The 24620-nt window shown below is 63.3% G+C and carries 25 protein-coding genes and 1 tRNA gene; 9 read left to right on the top strand and 17 right to left on the bottom strand.

Annotated elements, in window-relative coordinates:
* Positions 1-104: 104 nt before the first annotated feature.
* From NKJ26_RS05160 to NKJ26_RS05135, 6 genes are all read right to left on the bottom strand, one after another.
* Entirely contained in the window at positions 105-557 is a 453-nt protein-coding gene (locus NKJ26_RS05160) for a DoxX family protein (protein ID WP_352694202.1), read from the bottom strand.
* A gap of 442 nt (positions 558-999) precedes the next feature.
* Positions 1000-2001: an Ldh family oxidoreductase gene (locus tag NKJ26_RS05155; RefSeq protein ID WP_352694201.1), complete on the bottom strand. Its 1002-nt coding sequence runs from the start codon at positions 1999-2001 to the stop codon at positions 1000-1002.
* 110 nt (positions 2002-2111) lie between these two features.
* Entirely contained in the window at positions 2112-2921 is an 810-nt protein-coding gene (locus tag NKJ26_RS05150) for an ABC transporter permease (protein ID WP_352694199.1), read from the bottom strand.
* Positions 2921-3634, bottom strand: coding sequence for an ABC transporter permease (locus tag NKJ26_RS05145; RefSeq protein WP_352694288.1), 714 nt, complete (start codon positions 3632-3634; stop codon positions 2921-2923). Before NKJ26_RS05145 ends, NKJ26_RS05150 begins: the two co-directional genes overlap by 1 nt.
* A 153-nt stretch (positions 3635-3787) precedes the next feature.
* A complete protein-coding gene (locus NKJ26_RS05140) occupies positions 3788-4585 on the bottom strand; it encodes a transporter substrate-binding domain-containing protein (protein ID WP_352599966.1) in 798 nt (265 codons plus the stop codon).
* Between the two features lie 55 nt (positions 4586-4640).
* On the bottom strand, positions 4641-5456 hold the full coding sequence (locus tag NKJ26_RS05135; protein ID WP_352694196.1) for an ABC transporter ATP-binding protein: 816 nt from the start codon (positions 5454-5456) through the stop codon (positions 4641-4643).
* Between the two features lie 215 nt (positions 5457-5671).
* Between NKJ26_RS05135 and NKJ26_RS05130 the strand changes: the two genes are divergently transcribed.
* The 3 genes from NKJ26_RS05130 (at position 5672) to NKJ26_RS05120 (ending at position 9024) form a co-directional block, all read left to right on the top strand.
* Positions 5672-6520 carry a dimethylarginine dimethylaminohydrolase family protein gene (locus NKJ26_RS05130; RefSeq protein ID WP_352694286.1) on the top strand — a complete coding sequence of 283 codons (849 nt, stop codon included), beginning with the start codon at positions 5672-5674 and terminating at the stop codon, positions 6518-6520.
* Complete coding sequence (locus NKJ26_RS05125) at positions 6517-8109, top strand: 5-guanidino-2-oxopentanoate decarboxylase (RefSeq protein WP_352694194.1); 1593 nt, start codon at positions 6517-6519, stop codon at positions 8107-8109. Before NKJ26_RS05130 ends, NKJ26_RS05125 begins: the two co-directional genes overlap by 4 nt.
* A gap of 207 nt (positions 8110-8316) precedes the next feature.
* A complete protein-coding gene (locus NKJ26_RS05120; RefSeq protein ID WP_352694192.1) occupies positions 8317-9024 on the top strand; it encodes an SDR family NAD(P)-dependent oxidoreductase in 708 nt (235 codons plus the stop codon).
* Between the two features lie 116 nt (positions 9025-9140).
* Here the strand turns inward: NKJ26_RS05120 and rpsA are convergent, their stop codons facing one another.
* The 3 genes from rpsA to aroA all read right to left on the bottom strand — a co-directional run bounded on the left by rpsA (position 9141) and on the right by aroA (position 13296).
* A complete protein-coding gene (rpsA, locus tag NKJ26_RS05115) occupies positions 9141-10838 on the bottom strand; it encodes a 30S ribosomal protein S1 (protein WP_352694190.1) in 1698 nt (565 codons plus the stop codon).
* 204 nt (positions 10839-11042) lie between these two features.
* Complete coding sequence (cmk, locus tag NKJ26_RS05110) at positions 11043-11693, bottom strand: (d)CMP kinase (RefSeq protein ID WP_352694188.1); 651 nt, start codon at positions 11691-11693, stop codon at positions 11043-11045.
* A 244-nt stretch (positions 11694-11937) separates the two neighbouring features.
* Complete coding sequence (gene aroA / locus NKJ26_RS05105; protein WP_352694186.1) at positions 11938-13296, bottom strand: 3-phosphoshikimate 1-carboxyvinyltransferase; 1359 nt, start codon at positions 13294-13296, stop codon at positions 11938-11940.
* Between the two features lie 206 nt (positions 13297-13502).
* Here aroA and NKJ26_RS05100 point away from each other — a divergent pair, with 206 nt between their 5' ends.
* The 4 genes from NKJ26_RS05100 to NKJ26_RS05085 all read left to right on the top strand — a co-directional run bounded on the left by NKJ26_RS05100 (position 13503) and on the right by NKJ26_RS05085 (position 15360).
* On the top strand, positions 13503-13889 hold the full coding sequence (locus NKJ26_RS05100; RefSeq protein WP_352599978.1) for a TIGR02300 family protein: 387 nt from the start codon (positions 13503-13505) through the stop codon (positions 13887-13889).
* A gap of 172 nt (positions 13890-14061) precedes the next feature.
* Positions 14062-14137 (top strand) — tRNA-Ala (locus tag NKJ26_RS05095).
* 267 nt (positions 14138-14404) lie between these two features.
* Complete coding sequence (locus NKJ26_RS05090; protein ID WP_352694183.1) at positions 14405-15010, top strand: cupin domain-containing protein; 606 nt, start codon at positions 14405-14407, stop codon at positions 15008-15010.
* A 161-nt stretch (positions 15011-15171) separates the two neighbouring features.
* Complete coding sequence (locus NKJ26_RS05085) at positions 15172-15360, top strand: DUF3008 family protein (RefSeq protein ID WP_352584350.1); 189 nt, start codon at positions 15172-15174, stop codon at positions 15358-15360.
* Positions 15361-15432: 72 nt separating this feature from the next.
* Here the strand turns inward: NKJ26_RS05085 and NKJ26_RS05080 are convergent, their stop codons facing one another.
* Both NKJ26_RS05080 and NKJ26_RS05075 read right to left on the bottom strand, forming a co-directional pair.
* Positions 15433-16359: an NADP-dependent oxidoreductase gene (locus tag NKJ26_RS05080; RefSeq protein ID WP_352694181.1), complete on the bottom strand. Its 927-nt coding sequence runs from the start codon at positions 16357-16359 to the stop codon at positions 15433-15435.
* A gap of 182 nt (positions 16360-16541) precedes the next feature.
* Positions 16542-16898, bottom strand: a complete 357-nt coding sequence (locus tag NKJ26_RS05075) for an SPW repeat protein (RefSeq protein ID WP_352694284.1) — start codon at positions 16896-16898, stop codon at positions 16542-16544.
* Between the two features lie 227 nt (positions 16899-17125).
* On the opposite strand from NKJ26_RS05075, the gene NKJ26_RS05070 reads away from it, so the two are divergent.
* Positions 17126-17605: a hypothetical protein gene (locus NKJ26_RS05070; RefSeq protein ID WP_352694179.1), complete on the top strand. Its 480-nt coding sequence runs from the start codon at positions 17126-17128 to the stop codon at positions 17603-17605.
* Positions 17606-17625: 20 nt separating this feature from the next.
* Positions 17626-17985 carry a hypothetical protein gene (locus tag NKJ26_RS05065; protein WP_352694177.1) on the top strand — a complete coding sequence of 120 codons (360 nt, stop codon included), beginning with the start codon at positions 17626-17628 and terminating at the stop codon, positions 17983-17985.
* Between the two features lie 61 nt (positions 17986-18046).
* Here NKJ26_RS05065 and NKJ26_RS05060 read toward each other — a convergent pair whose 3' ends face one another.
* From NKJ26_RS05060 to NKJ26_RS05035, 6 genes are all read right to left on the bottom strand, one after another.
* Positions 18047-19147, bottom strand: coding sequence for a c-type cytochrome (locus NKJ26_RS05060; RefSeq protein ID WP_352694175.1), 1101 nt, complete (start codon positions 19145-19147; stop codon positions 18047-18049).
* A complete protein-coding gene (locus NKJ26_RS05055) occupies positions 19147-19812 on the bottom strand; it encodes a cytochrome c oxidase assembly protein (RefSeq protein ID WP_352694174.1) in 666 nt (221 codons plus the stop codon). Before NKJ26_RS05055 ends, NKJ26_RS05060 begins: the two co-directional genes overlap by 1 nt.
* The gene (locus NKJ26_RS05050) at positions 19809-20189 is read right to left on the bottom strand and encodes a hypothetical protein (RefSeq protein ID WP_352599992.1); all 381 of its coding nucleotides are present in this window, start codon (positions 20187-20189) and stop codon (positions 19809-19811) included. Before NKJ26_RS05050 ends, NKJ26_RS05055 begins: the two co-directional genes overlap by 4 nt.
* Positions 20190-20196: 7 nt before the next feature.
* Positions 20197-22713, bottom strand: coding sequence for a cytochrome c oxidase subunit I (ctaD, locus tag NKJ26_RS05045; RefSeq protein ID WP_352694172.1), 2517 nt, complete (start codon positions 22711-22713; stop codon positions 20197-20199).
* Positions 22710-23525 carry a cytochrome c oxidase subunit II gene (locus NKJ26_RS05040; protein ID WP_352694170.1) on the bottom strand — a complete coding sequence of 272 codons (816 nt, stop codon included), beginning with the start codon at positions 23523-23525 and terminating at the stop codon, positions 22710-22712. Before NKJ26_RS05040 ends, ctaD begins: the two co-directional genes overlap by 4 nt.
* A gap of 299 nt (positions 23526-23824) precedes the next feature.
* A complete protein-coding gene (locus tag NKJ26_RS05035) occupies positions 23825-24484 on the bottom strand; it encodes a phosphoribosyltransferase (protein WP_352694168.1) in 660 nt (219 codons plus the stop codon).
* Positions 24485-24620: the final 136 nt, after the last annotated feature.

The following is a 24620-nucleotide window of genomic DNA, read 5'->3' as shown; positions in this document are numbered from 1 at the left end:
GCTGCCATCCTTGTTTTCTGAGCAATTCCAGGAAAGTGCGAAGCGGTTTTCCCGGGAAAGCGCATGGCGCTTTCCCTTTGGAATTGCGTCAGGACAAAACCGGTTCAGAACGCCTTGCCGATGCGGGCGTCGACCGAGTGGCGGTTGCCGCCGCGAATGACGAAGAAGAGCAGGATCGCGGCCCACAGAAGCGACTTCTCGGCGCCTGAATAACCTTGGCCCATCGTGACCCAGTGGAACCAGACGGTGACCAGCAGCACGAACAGGCCGGCAAAGGCGGCCGGGCGCGTCAGAAAGCCGATGGCGATGAAGATGCCGCCGAAGAATTCGGTGCAGGCCAAAAGCAGCGACCAGAAGGCGCCGGGATAAAAGCCGAGGCTTTCGACCATCTCGGCGGCACCAAAGGGATTGGTGATCTTCTGCGAACCATGGACGGCGAGAAATCCACCGGCGACGACGCGGAGAATGGTTTCTCCACCATCGTGCAGGGCTGCGTAAAACCGGCCAAGGGGCTGGATGATGAGGCCGTTGCGGGGATTGTCCGTGCTTGCCGACATTGTGACTCCTCTGGTTGCCGATCGACTCAAAACGGCCGATCGGGTCGCTCGAAGTCAAATAAACAAAAGTTGACCAGAATGGGCAGGTTTTATTGACGCATATGGCGCGGAGGATCAGACGCAGAAAACCCCGCCGAAGCGGGATTTTCCGGGTGACATCCATGCGAAGCCAGGGGCCGACGGAGCGGCCTGACCTGAGACGGTATCAGGAGGGCGTGAAGCAAGTACGCCCACCCCAGCCCTGAACATCCGACATGGTGCCGCCGACCTTCTTGCAGGCCGCGCCGAAGTCGGCGCTGTGTTGGTCCTGGTGATTTCCTTTTGCCCTGGACAAAGCTGGGTCGTCACGACGCGCGAAAAGGTTCAGCGGCGCGAGTAAAATCGCACCGCGCCGCGCCGCAGGCGGGCAGGCTTCAGATAACCAGCTGAAATAATGGGTTATTCAGGCCGAATAGCGCTCGGCGAATTCGGAAATGCGCTGCACAACCGCTTTGGACGCGGTGATTCCGCGCGCTTGCGCCTTCTCGGCGGCTTCGGCGCGGGCACGACCGGGCACATGCACGCCGAAGCGCCGCCGCAGCCGGTCGAGCTGGCTCTTCATCCGCTGTTCGAAATCCGGATCGAGCAGCTTGGGTTCGACGGCAAGCACGAAAAGGCCGGTTCCAGGGCTGTCCGTGCCGCCGCTGAACCATGGCGCGTCGAGTGACCAGTTGGCGCCCGACAGGCCGGCCGCCAGCACCTCGACCATCAGCGCGATGTTGGCGCCGCGCTGGCCGCCGAAGGCGAGCATGGCACCCTTCATGGCGGCCGCCGGATCGGTGGTCGGGTTGCCGCTGGCGTCCAGCGCCCAGCCTTCGGGGATCTTCTTGCCGTCCTCGGCCGCCTTGCGGATATTGACGAAAGCAGTCGCGCTCGACGACTGGTCGATGACCAGCGGCGCGCCGTCGGCGGCGGGTGCCGCAAACGACATCGGGTTGGTGCAGTAGACCGGCTTGACCGAGCCCGAACCGGCAAGGACGGCCGGGCCGTTGGTGGCGGCGAACGATACCAGCCCCAGAGCGGCCAGCCGTCCGGTGAAGTAGCCGAGCGCGCCGCATGTATAGGCGTTCTTCTGCGAGAAGATGGCGACGCCGAACAGCCTTGCGGCTTTGGCGAGGTCGTCGATGGTGCGGTCGAAGCCGGTATGCGCCAGCCCGCCGCGCGCGTCGGAGAGGTAGACGGCAAGCGCCGGCCTGGTGATGACCGGATCGGCATTGCCGTCGATGCGTCCGGCCTCGAGCGCTTCGAGATAGTCGATGAAATGCGACAGTCCGACGGTCGAAAGCCCTTCCGCCTCGGCTGCTATGATCGACGCAGTGAGCGATTGCGCCGCTTCCTCGTTGGCGCCGGCGCCAAGTGCCGCCATCCGGCAGAGCCCTTTTGCCTGATCGAGACTGAGTTGCATGGTCGTCCTGAATTCCTGAGCGAATAGCGAGTAGTCGGTGCGGGATGGGGAACAAGCATAGCAGCGAGCCGTTCGCTACTCACTACTCGCTATTCGCTATTCGCTAAACCCTAACCAATCTTATTCGGAATCCGCGCCTCGATCCTGCCGAAGGCGAAGACGAGGATGCCGGTGATCGTCATGTAGATCAGCGCCAGCAGCAGCAGGGGTTCGTAGGTGAGATAGGTGTCCTGCCGCACCTTGGACGAGACGGCGAAGATGTCGATGACGCTGATCGTCGCCACCAGCGGCGTCGATTTCAGTTGCAGCACGGTTTCGCCGGTCAGCGTCGGCAGCGCACGGTAGAAGGCCTGCGGCAGCCAGATGCGGCGGAAGATCTTCCAGCGGCTCATGCCAAAGGCACGGGCGGCTTCCAATTGCCCCTTCGGAACGCCGGCGAAGGCGCCGCGCATCACCTCGCCTTCATAGCCGGCGAAGGACAAGGTCAGCGCCAGCACGCCATACGGCCAGGCTTGCCTGAGATACGGCCACATCCAGGATTCGCGGATCCACGGATATTGCGGAAACAACGAGCCGAGCCCGTAATAGAGCAGCCACAACTGGATCAGCAGCGGCGTGCCTCTGATGACCGTGCAGAAGACCTTGGCGGGTGCGGCGAACCAGAAGGAGCCGGTGGCTTGCGCCAGCCCCAGTGGCACGGCGAACAGGAAGCCGAGCGCGCAGGTGACGGCCAGGATCCACAGCGAGCGCCAGAGGCCGATCAATCCCATTTCATAATATTGCGGCAGCCAGTCCCAGCGCATGAAAAAGGCGGCGCCCAGAACAAGGCCGAGCGCGATCAGCATCAGCACGATCCGGTGCGGCTGCAGCCATAGCGATGTTCGCGCGACGACGTTGATGATGGCCGCCTCGTTCGCCATCAGCGTGCTTCCTTGAGTGAAGGCATGCCGCGCCGCGACCAGGCTTCTACCCGGCCGATGAGGAGGTTGGAAAGCAACGACAGCAGCAGGTAAAGCACGCCGGCGGCGAAAAAGAAGGTGAAATAGGCTTTGGTGACGCCCGCGGCCTGCCGCGTAGCCAGCGCCAGTTCGTAGAAACCCACGACCGCCAGCAGTGCCGTGTCCTTGGTGGCGATCAGCCAGAGATTGGCGAGGCCTGGTATGGCAAAGGGCAGCATGGCCGGCAATGTTATGCGCCGCAGCATCAGGCCGGGAGACATGCCATACGCGCGCGCGGCTTCGATCTGGCCCTGCGGAATAGCCAGGATGGCACCGCGGATGACCTCGGTCGAATAGGCGCCCTGGACAAAGCCCAGAACGGCGATGCCCGCCGCTAGCCCGCTGACGTCGACGCGCTGATAACCCATGGCCGTCAGCGCCTGGTTGATCAGGTCGGTACCGGCATAATAAAGCAGCAGGATCAGCACCAGTTCCGGCACGGCGCGCACGATCGTGGTGTAGACCGCCAACAGGTCACGCACCACCGGCCCGCCATAGAGCTTGCCATAGGCGCCGCCGGTGCCGATCAAAAGGCCGAGGCACGTGGCGCCGAGCGCGATCTCGATCGAATGGAGCAGTCCGACCAAAAGAGTCCCGCCCCAGCCGGGCGGGTAGGGCGAGAGAAGTTGGATGATGCCGGCCGCCGAGGCCGAAAGGAATGCGTCGATCAGCGTCGCCCCCGAATTGCTGGCGTCGGCCGCAGACTCAGCGGTCAGCGGCAGGCATGCGTTGCAAGGCCGTCAACGGAGGCATGGCTGCGCCGTGCCTCCGTTGCTCGCGTGCGGGCGTCAGTTCGACTGCGTCGAACCACCATAAATGTCGAAATCGAAATACTTCTTCGAGATCTCGTCATATTTGCCGTTGGCGCGGATCGTTTTGATGCCGGCGTTGATCTTTTCCTTCAGCTCGGTGTCTTCCTTGCGCACGCCGGCGCCGACGCCCGGTCCGAGCACCTCGTCATCGGCAGCGACCATGCCCTTCAGGTCGCAGCAGGCCTTGCCCTGATCCGACTTGAGGAACTCGCCAAGCGCGATCGAATCGGCCTGCACCGCGTCGAGGCGGCCGGCGGCGAGATCCTGGTTGGCCTCGTCCTGCGTCTGGTATTCCTTGATCTCGGAAGCCGTGGCACCGAAGTGCTTCTTGGCGTAGACGGCGTGCACGGTCGATACCTGGACGCCAAGGATCTTGCCCTTGAGGTCGTCCGGGGTGGCGCCGAACTTCTGGTCCTTCGGTCCGATGATCGCCGTCGGCGTGTTGTAGTACTTGTCCGAGAAGTCGATCGTCTTCTCCCGTTCCGCGGTGATCGACATCGAGCTGACGATGAGGTCGATCTTCTTGGTCGTCAGCGCCGGGATGATGCCATCCCAGGCAACAGGCGTAATGACACAGTCGAGCTTCTCCTCGGCGCACACCGCGTCGATGAACTCGACTTCCCAGCCAACCCATTTGCCCGAAGCATCCGGCGAGGTGAAGGGCGGATAGGGTTCGGCGGCAATGCCGATCTTTACCGGATCGGCCTTGGCCACGCCCATCGCGGCGACGCCCAGCAGCAGCGCTGCGGCGAATGTCTTCAAAACGGTCTTCATTTCACGACTCCCAGTTTGTTGTAGGTTCCCGGTTTCTTCGTCCACTCTCGGTCTGCTAGCCGATATTGCGGATGAATTGCTTCAGCCTTTCGGATCGGGGCGCGCCGAAGATCTGCTCCGGCGGGCCTTCTTCCTCGACCAGCCCGTTGTAGAGATAGACCACGTGGGTCGCGACCTCGCGGGCAAACTTCATCTCGTGGGTGACCAGCACCATGGTGCGGCCTTCGCGCGCCAGATCGCCGATCACCTTCAGCACTTCGCCGACCAGTTCCGGGTCGAGCGCCGAGGTCGGTTCGTCGAACAGCATGACGCGCGGATTGATCGCCAGGGCACGGGCGATCGCGGCGCGCTGCTGCTGGCCGCCCGACAGATAGGCCGGATAGACGTCGCGCTTTTCGGCAAGTCCGACGCGCGCGAGCAGCTTTTCCGCCTGGGCGATCGCGTCGTCGCGCTTGACGCCCAGCACGTGCACGGGAACCTCGATGACGTTCTCGATCAGCGTCATATGGCTCCACAGATTGAAATTCTGGAACACCATGCCGAGCTTGGAGCGGATGCGTTCGATCTGCCTGCGGTCGGCCGGAACGGTGTGGCCGTGGCTGTCCGCCCGGAGCTTGATCTCCTCGCCATTGACGCGGATGATGCCGCTGGTCGGGTTTTCCAGGCAGTTGATGCAGCGCAGCAGCGTCGATTTGCCCGACCCTGAGCCGCCGATGATGGCTATGACCTCGCCGTCGCGCGCCGACAGCGAGACGCCCTTCAGCACATGCAGCTCGCCGAACTTTTTGTGCAGGTTCTCGACATGGATGGCTTCGGCGGCGCCGTTCTGCGCCGTGTGGTTCAATGCGGGTGCGGCGCCCTGCGCCGTCATCCCTTCGACGCTCCTCGGAGCGGCCGAGTCCATCGCTGCTGGATTGTTTTACCCATTACCCGTCACTGACAGAGTTCCCATTCTCAAGATGGACCGTTCCGCTTGCCTCCGTCAACCATGGTTTTTGGACCATTGATCACGGCTGGCTGTAGTGATTAGTGGCGCACAGGACATCTCAGGAGAATTTAGTGGGCAAAACATACGGGTCGCAGTCCATGGCCGGACCGTTGAAACGCGTGCTGATGCGGTCCGCGTCGAGCGCCATGCGCCATGCCAGCGCGTCGGAGTGGCATTATGGCTCGGGTTTCGAGCCGCGCGTGGCCGCCGCCCAGCATGACCATTTGACGCAGCTGGTCACGGCCTCGGGCGCCGAGATCGAATGGCTGACGGATGCCGATGACGGGCTGGCCGATTCCGTATTCACGCATGATCCTTCGCTCGTGACCGATCACGGCGCGATCATTCTTGCCATGGGCAAGGCACTGCGCCGGCCCGAGCCCGGCCTGCATGAGGCCGCCTACAAGCGGATGGGCCTGCCGGTACTGGGTCGCATCGAGAACCCCGGCCAGGTGGAGGGCGGCGATTGCGTCTGGGTGGACGCAAACACGCTGGCCGTCGGCCGTGGCGTGCGCACCAACCAGGACGGCATCCAGCAATTGGCCAACCTGCTGGCGCCCAAGGGCATACAGGTCTTCGGCTTCGACCTGCCCCTGTGGCACGGAGAGGAGGCATGCCTTCACCTGATGTCGGTGATCAGCCCGCTCGCCGACGATCTGGCGCTGGTCTACGCCCCGCTCTTGCCGGCGCCTTTCTACCAGATGCTGCGGGCGCGCGGCATCAAGCTGATCGAGGGCGATGCCGATGAGTTCATGGCTTCCCACGGGCTGAGCCTCAACGTGCTGCCGACCGCGCCGCGCCAGGTGATCGCCGTTGCCGGTTTTCCCAAAACAGCGGCGGCCATGGAGGCGGCCGGCTGCACGGTAGCGACCTTCGAGGCGGACGCGCTCTGCATCGCTTGCGAGGGTGGCCCCACCTGCCTGACACGCCCGGTGTTGCGCCAATGACCGCCATCGGCACCACAGTCGGCGAAGCGCTCATTTCGCTGCTCGAAGCCCATGGCGTCGATATCGTCTTCGGCATTCCGGGCGTTCACACGGTCGAACTTTACCGGGGACTGGCGCGCTCGAAGATTCGCCACGTCACGCCGCGCCACGAACAGGGTGCCGGCTTTATGGCCGACGGCTATGCGCGCGCCAGCGGCAAGCCGGGCGTCGCCTTCGTCATCACCGGACCCGGGCTGACCAACACCATCACCGCCATGGGACAGGCGCGCGCCGATTCGGTGCCGATGCTGGTGATATCGGGCGTCAATGCCACGCCGACGCTGGGCAAGGGCCTGGGCCATCTGCACGAGCTGCCCGACCAGCGCGGCATGATGGAGAAGGTGGCGCTGGTTTCGCGGCGCGTCACCGAGGCCGGCGAATTGCCCGATGCGCTGGCACAGGCCTTTGCGCTGTTTTCATCCTCGCGGCCCGGCCCGGTCCATATCGAGATCCCGACCGACATCATGGTCAAGCCGGCTAACGGGGTCGCTGCCCTTTTGACGAATGCCGCACCTCCTGCGCCGGACGGCGTGGCGATCGCGATTGCGGCCGAACTCATCGCCGCCTCCCGCCGCCCGCTGATCCTGGCCGGGGGCGGTGCCAAGCGTGCCGAGGCGCCATTGCAGCGCCTGGCCGAGAAACTGGGTGCGCCGGTCGTCCAGACGACCAATGCGCGCGGCCTGCTGCACCGCCATCCGCTCTGCGTACCGGCAAGCCCGAGTCTGAAGGCGGTTCGGGCGCTGATGGCGGAGGCCGATCTGGTGATTGCCGCCGGCACCGAATTCGGGCCGACCGACTACGACGGCTATGGCGATGGCGGTTTCGTGCTACCCTCCAATCTGATCCGCATCGACATTGGGGCCGACCAGCTCGCCCGCCGCCCGGTCACGGTCGCCATCCAGGCGGATTGCGCCGAGGCGATCGAGGCCTTGCTCGCCTCGACAGGCCTCGCTCACCTGGCGGCGTCGGACGGCCAAAGCCGAGCTGCCGTGGCGCGAAAGGCGGCTTTTGCCGAGCTGAGCCCGGCCTATGCAACGCAGGTGCATGCAGTGGAAATGATCCGCGACGCCTTGCCGGGCGCGATCATCGTCGGCGATTCGACACAGCCGGTTTACGCCGCCAACCTGTATTACGATCACGACCGGCCGGGCGGGTGGTTCAACGCCGCTACCGGCTTCGGTGCGCTTGGTTATGGTCCGCCGGCGGCGATCGGCGCGGCTCTCGCCATGCCCGGCGTGCCGGTTGTCTGCCTTACAGGCGACGGCGGTTTCCAGTTCACGCTGCCGGAACTGGGCGCGGCACTCGATGCCGCGGCACCGGTCATCTTCCTGGTCTGGAACAATCGCGGCTATCGCGAGATCGAGACCTCGATGCTCGATGTCGGCGTGGAACCCGTCGGCGTGTCGCCGGCGCCGCCGGACTTCTGCAAGCTGGCCGAAGCCTACGGCATCGGCGCCGAACGCCTTGTCGACATCGATGCCTTGCCGCAGGCGCTGAAACATGCCCGGGCAACTGGACTGCCGCGCGTCATCGAAATCACGGTGGATTGATTTTTTCGGGCCTGCATCGGACCGTTCGCCGGCTTCGCTCTCCCGAGGTGTGCGCCGCGCGGCCGGCGGAATGGCTGCCCGACGCATGCAAAGACGCAACACAGCCATGTCGAGATATCTGTTGAGTGATCGTGCGAAAGGCGCGACGCTTTGCGTCGGCGCGGCAAACAAGCGACATAATCATAAAAAAGGCAGGAGCGGTCCAGGATGACGGAAACACTTCAAGGCAGGCATATCGTCGTGACCGGCGGAACCGGCGCGCTCGGCGGCGCGGTGGTCGGCAAACTGCTGGGCGAGGGCGCGATCTGCCACGTGCCGAACGCGCACGCCGCGGCACCCCAGCATTTCCCCTTCCCCGCGCATGAGAACGTCAAGCTGGCGCACAATGTCGATCTCTCGGATTCCACCAAGGTCGAGGCTTTCTACAGCCAGGTCCCGGGCCTGTGGGGATCGATCCACCTCGCCGGCGGCTACACCACGGCGCCGGTGGAAAAGATCGAATCGGCGTCCTTCGCCGAGATGATGGACACCAATGCGCGCACCGCTTTCCTGTGCTGTCGCGCGGCGGTGCGCTCGATGCTGGCGTCAGACACTGCCGGCCGCATCGTCAATGTCACCGCGCGCGCCGGGCTCGACCCGCGGCGTGGCGCCGGCATGGTCGCCTATGCCGCCAGCAAGGCGGCGGTGGCGGCAATCACGGTGGCAATGGCCGAAGAACTGAAGAGCAAGGGCATCCTGGTCAACGCCGTGGCGCCGTCGACGCTCGATACGCCGGCAAACCGCGCCGACATGCCGGATGCCGATTTCGCCAAATGGGTCAGCCTTGAAGCAGCGGCCGAAGCCATCGCCTATCTCGCCTCGCCCGCCAACCAGGCGATGAGCGGCGCGCTGGTCCCGCTCTACGGACGGGCCTGAGCCATCGGCACAGTTCTTCAGTTTCCGACGTAAGCCAAAGAAAAAGACCCGCCGGATCGCTCCGGCGGGTCTTTTCGTGAGGCCGCACGCGAGGCGTGCTGCCGATGACTGAAGCCTTAGCTGCCCTGCTTCTTCAGCGCGGCACCCAGGATATCGCCCAACGAAGCGCCGGAGTCGGTCGAGCCGTACTGGGCGACCGCTTCCTTCTCTTCGGCGATTTCCAGCGCCTTGATCGAGACCTGCAGCTTGCGGGTCTTCTTGTCGAAGGCGATGACGCGGGCGTCGACCTTCTGGCCGACGGTGAAGCGCTCGGGGCGCTGCTCGTCGCGGTCGCGGCTGAGGTCGGAGCGCTTGATGAAGGTCTCGATGCCGCTGTCGACCAGCCGCACTTCCAGACCGCCATCCTTGACGCCGATGACTTCACAGGTGACGACGGCGTTCTTGCGCAGTTCGCCCGAAGTCGACGCTTCGCCGACGGCATCCTTGGCCAATTGCTTGATGCCGAGCGAGATGCGCTCCTTGTCGATGTCGACGTCGAGCACCTGCGCCTTGACGATGTCGCCGCGGTTGTACTCTTCGATGACCTGCTCGCCCGGACGGGTCCAGTCGAGATCGGACAAGTGCACCATGCCGTCCACATCGCCTTCGAGGCCGATGAACAGGCCGAACTCGGTCTTGTTCTTGACCTCGCCCTCGACCTGGCTGCCGACCGGATGGCTGCTGGCGAAAGCCTGCCACGGGTTCTCGAGCGTCTGCTTGAGGCCGAGCGAGATGCGGCGCTTGGCCGGATCGACTTCGAGCACCACCACGTCGACTTCCTGGGTCGTCGACAGGATCTTGCCGGGATGCACGTTCTTCTTGGTCCACGACATTTCCGAAACGTGGATGAGGCCTTCGATGCCCGGCTCCAGTTCGACGAACGCGCCGTAGTCGGTGATGTTGGTGACGGTACCCTTGATCTTCTTGCCGATCGGGAACTTGGTGCCGATCTCGGACCACGGATCGCTCTCGAGCTGCTTCATGCCGAGCGAGATACGGTGGGTTTCCTGGTTGATGCGGATGATCTGCACCTTGACCGTCTGACCGATATTGAGGATTTCGGTCGGATGGTTGACGCGGCGCCATGCCATGTCGGTGACATGCAGCAGGCCGTCGATGCCGCCGAGGTCGACGAACGCACCATAGTCGGTGATGTTCTTGACGACGCCTTCGACCACCTGGCCTTCTTCGAGGTTCTGCACGATTTCCGAACGCTGTTCGGCGCGGCTTTCCTCGAGCACGGTGCGGCGCGACACCACGATGTTGCCGCGGCGGCGATCCATCTTGAGGATCTCGAAGGGCTGCGGGTTGTGCATCAGCGGGGAGACGTCGCGGATCGGGCGGATATCGACCTGGCTGCGCGGCAGGAAGGCCACGGCGCCGTCGAGGTCGACGGTGAAGCCGCCCTTCACCTGGTTGAAGATGACGCCTTCGACGCGTTCACCCTTGGTGAACTTCTCTTCGAGACGGACCCAGCTCTCTTCGCGGCGGGCCTTCTCACGCGACAGCATCGCTTCGCCAAGCGCGTTCTCGATGCGCTCGACATAGACTTCGACCGTGTCGCCGACCTTCAGCGTCGTGTCCTTGCCCTTGACGCCGAATTCCTTCAGCGGCACGCGGCCTTCGACCTTGAGGCCGACGTCAATGATCGCCATGTCTTTTTCAATGGCGGTGATGATGCCCTTGACGACCTGGCCTTCGCCGGAATGGCCGGCGGTAAATGATTCTTCGAGCAGGCTCGCGAAATCATCGCGAGTGGGATTGGCAACTGACATTGTTTCTCCTGGAATGTCCCGCATCTCAAGCGGGACGGGCGCCGTGGGTTAGCGTTGCGTTGGCCTGCCGGCGTTCCGGGCTGCAAAAGCCCTGGCCGCCTAAAGCGGCTATTCCGGCGCATGAAGAATGCTGGCAGGCTGGTTCGTGCCCGATATGGGTATTTTCTTCGCTTCCGGCAACGGAAACGCGACGGAAAACCCGGATCAGGCCTTGTCTCTCTTGGCCAGCACGTCGTCGATGATCGCTCTGGCTGCAAGAAACGCGGCTTCTATAGCCATTTCGCTGGTATCAAGCAAGTGCGCGTCGGGGGCCGGCTTCAGCGGCGAGTCGGCGCGGCCCATGTCGCGCTCGTCGCGCCGGACGATATCGGCGAGAATTTCGGTGAAATCAGCGGTGCCGCCGATGCTCTCGATTTCGGCCAGCCGGCGCTGAGCGCGCACCTCCGCGCTCGCCGTGACATAGAGTTTTATGTCGGCGTCCGGGCAGACAACGGTGCCGATATCGCGGCCGTCGAGCACGGCGCCCGGAGGTGCCTTGGCAAATGCGCGCTGCTTTTCGACCAGGATGCGCCGCACTGTCGGGAACACCGCGACTTTCGAGGCCGCCTCGCCGACAGCATGCGCCGACAACACCGCCCGGTCGAGCTTTGCCAGATCGACCTGGCGCGCGGCGGTTTCGGCCGCCGAGACGTTGTCGAGCGGCAATGCGTGCTGGATGAGCGCATAGGCCACCGCGCGATAGGTAAGGCCGGTGTCGAGCAGGTTCAGCCGGTAATGATCGGCCAGCCGCCGGGCTAGCGTGCCCTTGCCGGCGCCGGCCGGGCCGTCGATGGCGATTGTGAAGACGTGTGTCATTGGGGGACCACAATGAGGAAGCCAGGCAAGCGCCGCGATCCTTCGCGCCCCCCTCTGTCCTGCCGGACATCTCCCCCACGAGGGGGGAGATCGGCCGTCATCGCGGCCTTGGCCAATTGTCTACGTTGCAGAATTGAGCGAAGCGCCAAAACTGCCAATCTCTCCCCATGTGGGGGAGATGTCCGGCAGGACAGAGGGGGGCGCTGTCCCGCCAACGTGCCAAGGTTATTGGTTGCCACGACCGTCACCCAATCTCCGCCCCCAGCCCCTTCATCAGCCCCATGAATTCCGGGAAGCTCGTCGCGATCATTGCTTGATCGTCGATGGTCACCGGCTTTTCCGTCGCCAGCCCCATCACCAGAAAGCTCATGGCGATGCGGTGGTCGAGATGCGTCTGCACGGTCGTGTCCTGGCCGTTGGGGTGGCCGCCAAGGCCCTTGCCGCCCGGCCTGCCGCGCACCGCAAGCGAAGTCTCGGCCTCGGTGCAGTCGACGCCGTTGAGCTTCAGCCCGTTGGCGACGGCCGACAGCCGGTCGGATTCCTTTACGCGCAGTTCCTCAAGCCCCTGCATCAGCGTCTCACCCTCGGCGAAGCAGGCGGCAACTGCAAGCACCGGATATTCGTCGATCATCGACGGCGCCCGTTCCGGCGGCACGGTGACGCCCTTGAGTTCGGAGTAGCGCACGTGCAGGTCGGCGACATCCTCGCCGCCGGCATTGCGCGGGTTGAGGATGTCGATCCTGCCGCCCATCTCCTGCAGAGTGAGCAGAAGTCCGGTGCGGGTAGGGTTCATAAGCACATTCTCGATCAAGATGTCCGAACCCGGCACGATCAACGCCGCCACCAGCGGGAAGCCGGCCGAGGACGGGTCGCCCGGCACGGCGATCGTCTGGCCGGTGAGCTTGCCCTGGCCCTCGATGAAGATGTGGCGCACGCCGCGCTCGTCGGTTTCGACCGATAGATTGGCGCCAAATCCCTTCAGCATCTTCTCTGTGTGATCGCGCGTCATCACGGGTTCGATGACGGTGGTGATGCCGGGCGTGTTGAGACCCGCCAGCAGCACGGCCGATTTCACCTGCGCCGAGGCCATCGGCACGCGGTAGGTTATCGGGGCCGCGTGCTTCGGGCCATGCAGCGTGATCGGCATGCGGTCGCCCGGCGTCGCCTTCAGCACCTGCACGCCCATCTGGCGCAACGGTTCGAGCACGCGGCCCATCGGCCGGCCGGACAAGGAGGCGTCGCCGATGAAGGTCGTTTCCATGTCATAGGTGCCGACCAGGCCCATGGTCAGGCGCGAGCCAGTGCCGGCATTGCCGAAATCGAGCGGGCCTTCCGGCTGCAGCAGCGCGCCGTTGCCGGTGCCGCGGATTACCCATTCGGTGCCGCGCTTCTCGATATGCGCGCCCATCGCCTTCATGGCAGCGCCCGTGCGCATCACGTCCTCGCCTTCGAGCAGGCCGGTGATGCGGGTCTCGCCGGAGGCCAGCCCGCCGAACATGAAGGAGCGGTGCGAGATCGACTTGTCGCCAGGCACGCGTGCCGTGCCGGAAAGGGCCTGACATTTGCGGGCGGTGGCCGGCTTGGGAGCGGCGGCGTGAGACATGGAATTTCCCTGGACGGATTGCCGGCGTGCCGGCACTTTTCATTTGTTGCGGCGGTCTCGTATCACGGCGGGCGGAAATGGTCATCCCCATGGTCGTCACTTGGCGCGAGGCCTTTCAGGGCTTGGTTTTGTGACGCCGGCTTTTCGCTTTGACAGCGCCGCAAACTGTGGTTAAGGGGACCACTCTTTTATTGACGAGGCTTGCCGTGGCAAAAACCGAACTTGGCACAAAACGCATCGACCCCGAAACGGGCCGAAAATTCTACGACCTGAACAAGGACCCGATCGTCTCGCCCTATACCGGCAAGACCTATCCGCGTTCCTATTTCGAGGAAGGCAAGGTCGCCGCCATCGAGGAGGAAGAGGAAGTGGCCGAGAAGGAAGTGGACGCCGAGGACGAAGAGGGCGTTGAAGTCGTCTCGCTCGAAGAGGCGGACGAGGACGCCAAGGGCGACGAGATTCCCGATCTCGGCGATGACGAGGACGTCGATCTCGGCGACGACGAGGATGATACCTTCCTTGCCGACGAAGAGGAAGAAGACGACGACGTCGCCGACATGATCGGCGTCGGCGACGATGACGACGAGGTCTGACAGGCCTGAGACGCAAGCGTCGGCGGGCTTTCTGCGCCTGCGAACAAAAAGCCCGCATTCAAGGCTTGATATTGGCGAAAGGCGGGGTTAGAAGCCGCCTGCACTAACGGCGCGGTCTCCAACCCGCGCCGGATCTCTTCGCCGGAAACGGCGCCGGCTGACTGCCGGAAGTGGGGCCATAGCTCAGTTGGGAGAGCGCTTGAATGGCATTCAAGAGGTCGTCGGTTCGATCCCGATTGGCTCCACCAAACAGTCTCCTGCAATTCGCGCCCTGCAACTCCAATTCACAGCCAGGCGATGGTCATTTGGGCGCCCGCCTCCGTGGCGGTGTCTTGATAACCGCTTAACCTCCGAAATGATGCACCGCGTATCGCAACGATGCTGCGGCGAAGCTCCCCTGCGAGACCGCGGCTTGACCGGGGCCGCACGGCAACGGAACAAAGTGCGCTGTCGCTGGTTGAGATCCGTTGAACCAGAGCGGGGGCCATGCCCACTGATCTCACGGGGAATTCGCCATGGGAATTCTTGAGGGTGTGAAGAAAGCTGCCGAGCAGGCGACAGGCATTGCGCGACCGGGAAAGCAAGAACTCGGCGAACTGGTGAAGCCGAAGAAGCCGCTTGAATTTCGGTTCAAGGATGATGGCCTCGTGCCGAACCACCCCTTCTGGCCGTTGGTCGTCTATCGTGGCGCCGTGAAGCCGATGGGGCAATTCGACCCCGCAGCCGTGCTGGAAGAACTTTTCGAGGCCAATGGCTGGCGTGACAGCTGGCGGGACGGCATCTACCACTACGTTCATTACCATTCCCGCATACATGAGGTGCTTGGCGTTGCGCGCGGAACCGGCAGGGTTCGGTTCGGCGGCAACAAGGGGCGTATACTGTCCTTGAAAGCCGGCGACGTGGCTGTTCTTCCGGCCGGCACCGGCCACCAATGCCTCTCCGAGACTGCCGATTTCCTGGTGGTCGGCGCCTATCCCGGATCCGGCACTTATGACGAATGCACGACTGCCGAGGAACGTGAGCGGGCATTGGGAACGATTCCCAGGGTTGGCCGGCCGCGGAAGGATCCGGTCTATGGAAGCAAAGGCCCGCTGCTGTCGGTATGGAAAAATGAAACTTGAAGCCGAAGTCGGTGCCATCTTGGCTTGCGCCTGCGCCGCGTCGTCGCAGTGTGCGCCGAGATGCTTCCAGCCGTTCAAGTGTTTGGCAGGGGAACGGAACGCAAGGCAGACCCACCGAGTTTAGGGTTTATAGTTTAGGGTCATAACGTTGGAGGTGCGATATGCCAGCCAAATCCAAGGCCCAGCAGATGGCCGCCGGCGCAGCCCTTGCGGCCAAGCGCGGTGAAAAGAAAAAGAGCGAGCTGAAGGGCGCGTCCAAATCGATGGTCAAGTCGATGAGTGAGAAGGAACTTCACGACATGGCGTCGACCAAACGCAAGGGCAAGGCGGAACACGCGTCCAAATCGTGATGCAGGTTCAGCAAAGCTCTACTGCTCGATTTGCCGGGTAGTGCCGCTTGGGTTGCGACCCAGGATTGCTGTTCAAGCGGCTATCCGCAGCACGATCTTGCCGCGCGCATGCTCCTTCTCGAGGCGCTCCTCGGCTTTGGCGACCTCCTCTAGGGGATAGGTCGCCTGCACGAATGGCTTCACCTTGCCGGCGTCGATGAGACGGCCGATGTCGGCAAGCTGCGCCGCGTTTGGCTGTGCGATATAGGAAATGCCGTGTGCCTGATGCCGGCGGGCCTGTTCCGGCGAGGGCTCGGAGAGGGTGGAAACCAATCTCCCACCGGGTTTGAGCACTGTCCAGGAGCGGTCTTGCGTATCGCCAGCGACCAGATCGAACACCACGTCGACCTCTTCGACGACATCCTCGAAGCGCTGTTTCTTGTGGTCGACGATCTGGTCGGCGCCGAGCCGATGGACAAAATCGAAATCCTCGGCGGAAACGGTCGTGGCGACGAACGCGTCGGTGGCCTTGGCAAGCTGGATCGCCAAATGACCGACGCCGCCGGCGCCGCCATGGATGAGAACCCGTTGCCCCGGCTCGAGACCGCCATGGTCGAACAGACCCTGCCATGCGGTAATCCCCGCAAGCGGCACGGCGGCTGCCTCCACGTGGCTTAGGCTTTCTGGTTTCGCCGCCGCTTCCGTCGCTTTGACGACGACATATTCGGCATTGCCGCCCCGATCGGGGCCAAGCATGGCAAACAGCGGATCGCCCTTCTTCAAAGTGTGCGCCCGCGTGCCGCACAGTTCCACGACCCCGGATACGTCGCGGCCGAGTGTGACGGGCAGGTCTTCGCCCGATGTCCCCTCACGGATCTTATAGTCGACCGGATTGACGCTCGCCGCATAAACCTTGAGTGTGACCTCGTCATCACGTGGCTGAGGCATGGGCACCTCGTCCAGCGAAAGAACCTCCGGTCCACCGAAAGTGTGAACACGGACCGCCTTGATGGTCGCCATGGTTCTGCTCCTTGTCGGTTCATGATTCAGGCAGCTTCGGACGGTGCCCTGCGACGCCGGTTCCTGCCAGTTCGATAAAGTCCGTCGGCCCGTATCGGTGAGCCACTCCCGCGTGGTGCCGATACGTCAGCCATGCAGCCGGTGGCGCCTTGATCAGCCTTCAGAGCGCCGCTGCCCGCCTGCTAGGCGGCGGATTGCGTTGGCGGGTTCTGGTACATCATCCAGAGTTCGATTGCTGCCAGAACGGCGACCAGAATACCGATCACGACATGTACGGACATCGCCGTGGTCGCCTGGAAACCCAGCACCCAGGGAGAGGCGAGGACCCACAGGCCAACGATCAGGTTCACCCACTCCTCCCAAACGGCAAATGCCGCAAGGGCGGCCACGGAAAGCACGAAGATCACGATACCGCTGCCAAGGGCGTTTTGCGTCTGCGGGCCTGCCGCGAAGGCGAACATCCAGGGAGAGAAGAACAGAATTGCGCCAAGGATCAGGTTGGCTACGTCGCAGAGCCTGGCGTTTGTCCACTGGTTCATGACATCCTCCATCAAAGAGCGGTTCTGGAGTTCCGCCAACGTCCGCGTGAAGCCGCTCATCTGCATCGTGGCCGGGCCAAACTTCCGCATCGGCGGTCCAATCCAAGCTATCTAACTGAATTGCAGGGGTTTTGTTCCAATCGGAGGGGATAGCTGGATCACTTGGCGGTGATCCAAACGGCATCAGCCGTGCTTCCGAGCATCGCACCGGTGAGAATGATCGGCGCATGGCCGGATTCCTGCAAAGGAACATAGCGCGCTGGAACTACATCGCCGAGGCGCTGAATTTGCCGCCAGGCAAGCTTCAAGTCAGGCGCCTATTCGGCGCTCTGCTGCGCAGACCTCACCTGTTCGTGCCGAACTGTGATCGCGCCGGTGGGTTCCGCTTGAAAATATCTGCGCATCGGAGGCCGCCAGGAAACTGTGTGAAGCGGTTCCACGCGTCGTGCGAAACTAACGATTGGCACGCGAGCAATTGTGTGCGTTCATATGGAATGCGCCGCAAACTGGATGACAAGCTCGATTGCAAGGCATGTGGGACGATCCTGATGGACATCCCGGAAGACGCCACGGAATCGACGCCGATTCACTGCAGCAAATGTGGTGCTTATCTTGGCGAGTGGGGTGAGCTGCAGGATGATTTCTACAGGCAAGCCCATGGCACCGGCGCTTTCGACCTAAACCACGGAAACATCCTCAAAAAGTAGCGCAACGGCGCAGCCCTGAGGTGCTGCTCGACTATTGTGCTGACCGGCTTTTAAAATTGGTGTGCCTGACGCCGGATATTGTTTATCCGACGTCGCCTTCATCCGTTTCGGGATTTCGGATTTCCGAGATGCATCTCGGTCCTTTGCTGGCGTGCATCCTGGGTGACCTCGTCGGACGAATTGGGGCGGTCGCGCAAGGTTTTCGCAGCCTGTTCCAGGACATCGCGATTGGTTCCGTACTTGCGGATGAGTTCGCGCACCTCATCGGGTGTCATGTCATGCCGGTTCGCAAAATGGCGCAATTTGTTGTCGTCCGCCGAGATATGCGGACGGTCTCCAACGTCGCGTCTGGTGTCGTCGGGCATCGGTCTTACCTCTGATTGTCCAGCCCTAATGCAAACAGGATCGATGCGGATTTGTTCCGAGCGGCGAGGGTGTCTCTCATCTCGGTGACTGACTGCCCCACGTCGGCAAGGAACCGGACGGCGCGCTTGAGAAATAAGCGGCCAGCGCCCGCATGTCGGCATCGCTCAGGCCCTTCGCCACATTGGCCATGAGGCGATGATAGGCCGTGCCGCCGCGTTTTCCTTCCCCGAAGAGCATCAGCTGGTTCATGACATATCCCGCCGGCTGTCCGGTGATATCCGGATAGAGCGGATTCCGCTTCGATCCTCCGTGGCAACTCAAGCATGCCGGCACGTCCTTCGCCGGGCGGCCATGTCTCGCAATGTCTTCGCCGTCGGCAGCCGCGTTCACACCCTTGGTAGGGGTGGCAGGCCGCGCCGGGGGCAGAGTTGCAAAATGCCGGGCGAGCGCCGGCCATTGGCCGGGCTCGACGGCGGTCGTTGCCATGGCCATGATCCCGCTCGCGCGGCGGCCTTCCGCATAGGCCCTCAGGCTCTCCAGCAGATAGGTCTCGTTCTGGCCGGCGATGACCGGAACCGCCGGGCTGCGTCCCCGCCCGTCCTTTCCGTGGCAGCGCTCGCATTCGGCCACGGCCTGTTCGAGGTCTGCTGGCTGCGCCGGCGTCGCGCCTTTTTCGCCATAGGCGAGATTGCGATAGGCCGCGGCATCCATTGTCGGCAGCTCGCGCAGGAAGGCGACCATGGCCCAGACCTCGTCGTCGCGGTCCTGGGTCGGCCATGCGGGCATGCCGGTGAAGCGGACGCCATGCTGGACGATGCGAAACAGTTCGGCGTCGGTCCATCCACTGACGACTGTCGCCAGATCGGGTGGCCTGGGTAACATCTCCATGACCGTCGGCGAGCGTGCTTCGCCTGGCTCGCCATGGCAGATGGCGCAACCCAGTGCATAATGCCCTGCCGCCGGCTGGATGGCATAGCGCGGCAGTCTCTCCGGCGGCTCTACGGCAAGCGCATAGGTTCTGATTGCCGAGCGCATGGCGAAATGCAGGAACCATTCGGTGATTTTCCAGTGGCCGGTGGAGGCGCCGACGTTGAAGAAGCCGATCCACGCGACGAAGATGGCTGCGAAGGGCAGGACGGCAAACGCTGCGGCAATATGCTTCCAGTTGACGTGCATCAGCGGGCAGCCTCCCGACCGTGCACCTGAATAGCGCGTCCGAGAAGCACGACACCGCCGGCGAGATAGACCACTGCGCCTATCGACAGCATGATGACGCCACCGAGCACCTGATCCTCTTGCGGACCGAGTTCGAGGCCGAGACAGGTGGTCGTGGTCAGGCCGTAAAGTGGGCGCGGAGCAAGCGCCAGAAGCGCGCCGAGCAATGTCATGTGGATCGAGGTCAGCAGCAGGCCGAAAGCCCCGGCAATGCCTTGATGCGTCGAGCCCTTTGCGCCTGTGCCGATGCAGGCAAGCCACAGGAACAGCCCGGCCGCGAGGAAGCTCGCTTGCTCGATAACCGCCGCCAGGACCGTCGCCTGTGCGAGCGCGCGCATGATTGGAGCGTGCCAGGCCCAGACGATCATCAGCTCCACCAGGGAAGCAAGGATCGGCAGGGCGAATGCCGCTGTTCGGTCGGCACCCGCTCGAGCAGGCAGCAAAGCCCGGCAAAAGTCCAGACGCGTGCCGCTGATTCCCACCGCCAGAAGCGGCGCGGCGATTGCGACCACTCCCATATGCGACAGCATGTGGGCGGCAAAAGAGCCTGGCGATGGGCCCAGCAGCGGTCCAGCCCAGATGACGGCGAGCAGGCCGATGCCTGACAGGAGGGCAACGCGCTTCATCGCAGGCATTCCGTCATGAAAAGGGCAGGCAGCGCGACGAAGATCACCGCTACAAAGCTCAGCCCGCAGAGCAAAAGCGTGGCGAAGCCCTGGAACAGGCGCCGGTCCCGCCGCGTCGCATCGTCATGCGGCGGGTCCTCCGCGCCGAAACCCCATTGCCGCCAGGCAAGCCATGCCGAAAGCAAAATGAGAACAAGCGCGACTGCGGTCAGGGCGCCGATGCCGCCGCGCACGGCCCCGAAGCCGAAACCGAACAAGCCAGGCTTGGCGCAATAGATCGCGGCGCCGACATAGCAGACCAGGAAGTGAACCGCCCAGATGATTGGCGCCGTGAATAGCGTCCAGAGGGTTTCCATTTCCCTGGGCAAGAGACGCATCGCAGCCTCACATCGCCATCGGGAAAAGGCCAACGACGGTCAGGACCGTCGCCGCGGTGACCAGCAGGAAATGCCAATAAAGCACCACGTTGTGGAGATCCATGTCGTACTCCGGCGTCAGTCGCCCCGCGACGCTGCGTGCCAGGCAGTAGAGCTGCATGACCGCGCCCAGTGCGGCGTGGGCGAGCACCCAAAGGACAAGGATCCAGACGATCGCCGGATAGACATGCCGCACAGGATCCATGTCGTACGACCACGGGGCATAGGCGGCGGCGGCCGAAGCCGCGATTGTGAGCGCGCCCGATAGCGCCAGGCAGGTCCGCAGGGCCGTCGTTGCGCCGCGGCTGTTCATGGCTCGCGCTGCGAGCATCAGCAGCCATGCGGCCGCGAACAGCACCAGCGCCGCCATCGGCCAGAATGCACCTGGCCCGGCAATGCCGGCGGTGAAGTCCGGATGGATCGTCCAGTAGAAGAAATAGCCGAAGATCAGGCTGGCGAGCGCGGTTCCGTCACCGGTCATGGTGATGAACATAGCCCACCAGCCAGCCGACGCCGGGCCGGAGGAATAGAGCGGCAGCGTCAGCCCAAGCCCGACGTTCTTTTCCGGCTTTTCAGGGATTTCCCCGGTTCCGGTCCACAGCCAGTAAACGATCGCGCAGAAGGCGATGATCCCGCAAGCGAGCGTCGCGAGCCACCAGTGGAAGGTCAGCGCGATGAACACGGCGCCGAGCGAAAAAGCCGAGACGATCGTCACATAGGCGGTGCCGCCGACCCTGAGCACCTGGAGCGGGTTAGCATCGAGCACGGATGTGACCAGGCCTTCGCGTCGGCCTTCCTCGGCATCCGGAAGATAGAACCGGCCGAGGTTGACGTCGCGTGCCAGTGTTTTCTGATCCCACAGGGGATAGCGGCTTTCGATCTGCGGGATGGAGCGCACGCCCCAGTTCTCCTCCGGCTCGGTGATCCATTCCAGCGTGCCGGCGTTCCATGGATTGACCTCTCCGCGCGGCTCCCGGTGTTTCGGCCGCAGCACGTCGACGACGACGACAAGCACGCCCGTGGCGAAGATAAACGCACCGAGGGTCGAGATCAGGTTGAGCCAGTCCCAGCCGAGCCCGGAAGGGTAGGTGAACACGCGGCGCGGCATGCCGCGCAAGCCGGATATGTGCATGGGGAAGAAGGCGATGTTGAAGCCGGCGAACATCAGCCAGAAGGCGATCGTGCCGAGCCGTTCCGACAGCTTTCTGGCATCGAGAAGCGGATAATAATAATATACGCCGGCAATGACCGGGAACAGCATGCCGCCGGCCAGCACGTAGTGCAGGTGCCCGACGACGAAATAGGTGTCGTGCGCCTGCCAATCGAACGGCGCCAGCGCCACCATGACCCCGGTCAGCCCGCCGATGATGAAGATAGCGAGCCCTCCGGCTCCGAACAGCATCGGTACCGAGAAGATCACACGCCCGGCGAGCATGGTGGCGATGAAGACGAATATCTGCACGCCGGTCGGGATCGCGACCGCCTCCGATGCGGCTGAAAAGAAAGCCAGCGAAATCTGCGGCAGGCCGGTGGCGAACATATGATGCACCCACAGGCCGAACGACAGGAAACCGGTGCCGACGGCTGCCAGCACGATCCACGAATAGCCCACGATCGGCCGCTGCGCGAATGTCGGAACGATCATTGCCATCAGGGCGATCGCGGGCAGAAAAATGATGTAGACCTCCGGGTGCCCGAAGATCCAGAACAGGTGCTGCCACAGAAGCGGATCGCCGCCCCGTGCCGCGTCGAAGAACGGCCAGTCGAACATCCGTTCCATCTCGAACAGGAGATCGCCGGCGATCAGCGGCGGAAAGGCGAACAGGATCATGCCGGCGACGATCAGCAGATACCAGGCAAACAGTGGCATCAGGTTGATGCGCATGCCCGGCGCGCGGCATTTCATGATGCCGACGATAAGCTCGACCGCGGCGGCGATCGAGGCGATCTCGATGAAGGAAAGCCCGAGCAGCCAGATATCGGCGCCAATACCGGACAGTTCCTTGTCGGTGGAGAGCGGCGGATACATGAACCAGCCGCTCGAAGGCGCGGCGTCGAAAAAGATCGAACCGCAGACGAAGATGCCGCCAACAAGAAAGCTCCAGAAGCCGAAGGCGCCGAGGCGCGGAAACGGCAGTTCGCGCGCGCCAAGCATGGGCGGCAGCAAAAAGATCGCCACCGCCTCGAAAATCGGCACGGCGAACAGGAACATCATTACCGTGCCATGCAGCGTGAAGGCTTGATTGTAGAAATCGGCGGACAGGAAATCGTTCTCCGGGACCGCCAGTTGCAGCCGCACGAGCAGCGCCAATATGCCGGCGAACAGCATGAAGCCAAACGCGGCCGAGGCGTACCAGAGCCCGACCTGGTAGTTGTTGACGGAAGTCCAGTAGCGCCAGCCGGTCGGATTGGCCCAGACCGAGCGCAGCCGTTTCGTCTGCGCCTCGTGCCGGCCGGTCGCAGGCTTTGTGTCGACGGCGCTCATTCAAGGCCCTTGAGATATGTTGCGATGGCGCGGATGTCCTCGGGCGGAAGCATGCGGAAAGCGGGCATCTTCGAGCCCGGTTTGATTACATCCGGCTCGAAGATGAAGCGGGCGATCGCCGCCGTGGTGTTGGGCAGGATGCCGGCGGCGATGGTTTCGCGCGAGCCCATGTGGGACAGGTCCGGCCCGATGAGCCCCTGCGCCTCGGTGCCGTTGATCCGGTGGCAGGAGGCGCAGCCATGCTTCATGAACAGGTCGACGCCGTTCCCTTCCGAGGCATCGGACGGCGCTGCCTGCTCGGCGAGCCAGCTCCGAAAACCATCCGGCTCCATGGCGACAGCGGAGAATGCCATCAGCGCATGCGATGGCCCGCAAAATTCCGCACACGGGCCGCGATAGTTGCCGGCCTTCGTGGCGACGAGCGATAGCCGGTTGGTCCGGCCGGGAACCATGTCCATCTTGCCGCCGAGTGCGGGGATCCAGAACGAATGGATCACGTCCGCACTGTTCAGCGTCAGTTCGACGCGCTGGCCGACCGGAAGCCTGATTTCATTGGCCGAAATCACGGACGTCCCGTCGTCCAGGCGATAAGCGATGCGCCACCAGAACTGCTTGCCGGTGACTTCGATGCGCAAAGGTTCTCCCCTTGCCGCCAAAGCCGCCGGACGCAGCCCCGGCATCAGCCATAGCGCGTATGCAAGCAGGATCAGCAGCGTTGCCGACGGGAAGACCGCGCCGCCCCACACGATCAGCCGGTGTGCACCCGTTTCGCCGAGCGGCGATCGTCCCGGCCGAGCGGCATGGAGCAGCACACATATGACCGCCGACCATATGACCAGGCCGCCTGCCGTCATCGCCCAAAATAGCTTGGCGATCTCGGCCGCTTCGTCGCCGGCGGGATCAAGCGATGACTGTATTCCGGAACAGGCCGAGAGAACGAGCGGACAGGATGCAGCGAAAGCGAGCGGCCAAGAACGAGCGACACCGGAGCTTGGCGTTCCTCGATCCGGCCGTGACTTTTGCAGGCTCAAAAGAGCGAACGCCATGTCGCGCCAATCGCTGGGCTTAGCGTGGGTGGCATGAAGTCGATCCTTGTGGGTCCGTCAGGCAGTCAGATTTCCTCCGCGGCATGAAGCAACTCGACCACCTCCTCGTCGGAGGTCTGTTCGAAGTCGACGTAGTAGGAGCCAACGGTTTGAAATTGCGCCGGCGTGCTGAGGCAGACCACCTCATCCGCTTCGGCACGCAGCGTCTGGATTACCTCCAGCGGAGCGACCGGAACAGCAAGCACCGTCCGCGCTGCCCCGGATTTCTGCACGGCCTTCAGCGCCACGGCGGCAGTGCTGCCGGTGGCGATGCCATCATCGACGACAATGGCGGTTCGATGCTCTACCGGGATTGCGGCACGTCCCCCGAGGTAGCGCTCCCGCCGCCTTTCGATTTCGTGCAACTGGCGAGTTTCTTCCTTTTCAATGTAGTCTGACGAAATGCCGAGCATCCGTAGGGCATCGTCGTTCAGAAGGAGCTGCGGGTCGTTGCCGTCGACCACGGCGCCCACACCGAACTCCGGATGCTCTGGAGCGCCAATTTTGCGAACGAGCAGAATATCCAGCGGTGCATGGAGGGCCTTTGCAATTTCGAAGGCAACCGGAACACCGCCGCGCGGCAGCGCCAATACGATCGGATCGGCCCATTTGGTCTTGGCGAGTTCGTTTGCGAGCCTTCGGCCTGCCTCACGTCGGTCGAGAAACCCGCCCTCAATCGCGAGCATTTGGCTGACTCCTCCGTTGAGAGACCTTTCCGGCCCACAGTGCCGGTCGCGCATTCCTGCGGACTTCGAGGATTGATCGACCCAACGGAGCAAGACGCGGATCGTTCCGCACGGACTGCAATCACCAGCACTGGAA

This window comes from Mesorhizobium sp. M0152 (assembly GCF_040322415.1).
GTDB lineage: Bacteria > Pseudomonadota > Alphaproteobacteria > Rhizobiales > Rhizobiaceae > Mesorhizobium.
This window is presented reverse-complemented; position numbering and strand designations above follow the sequence as displayed.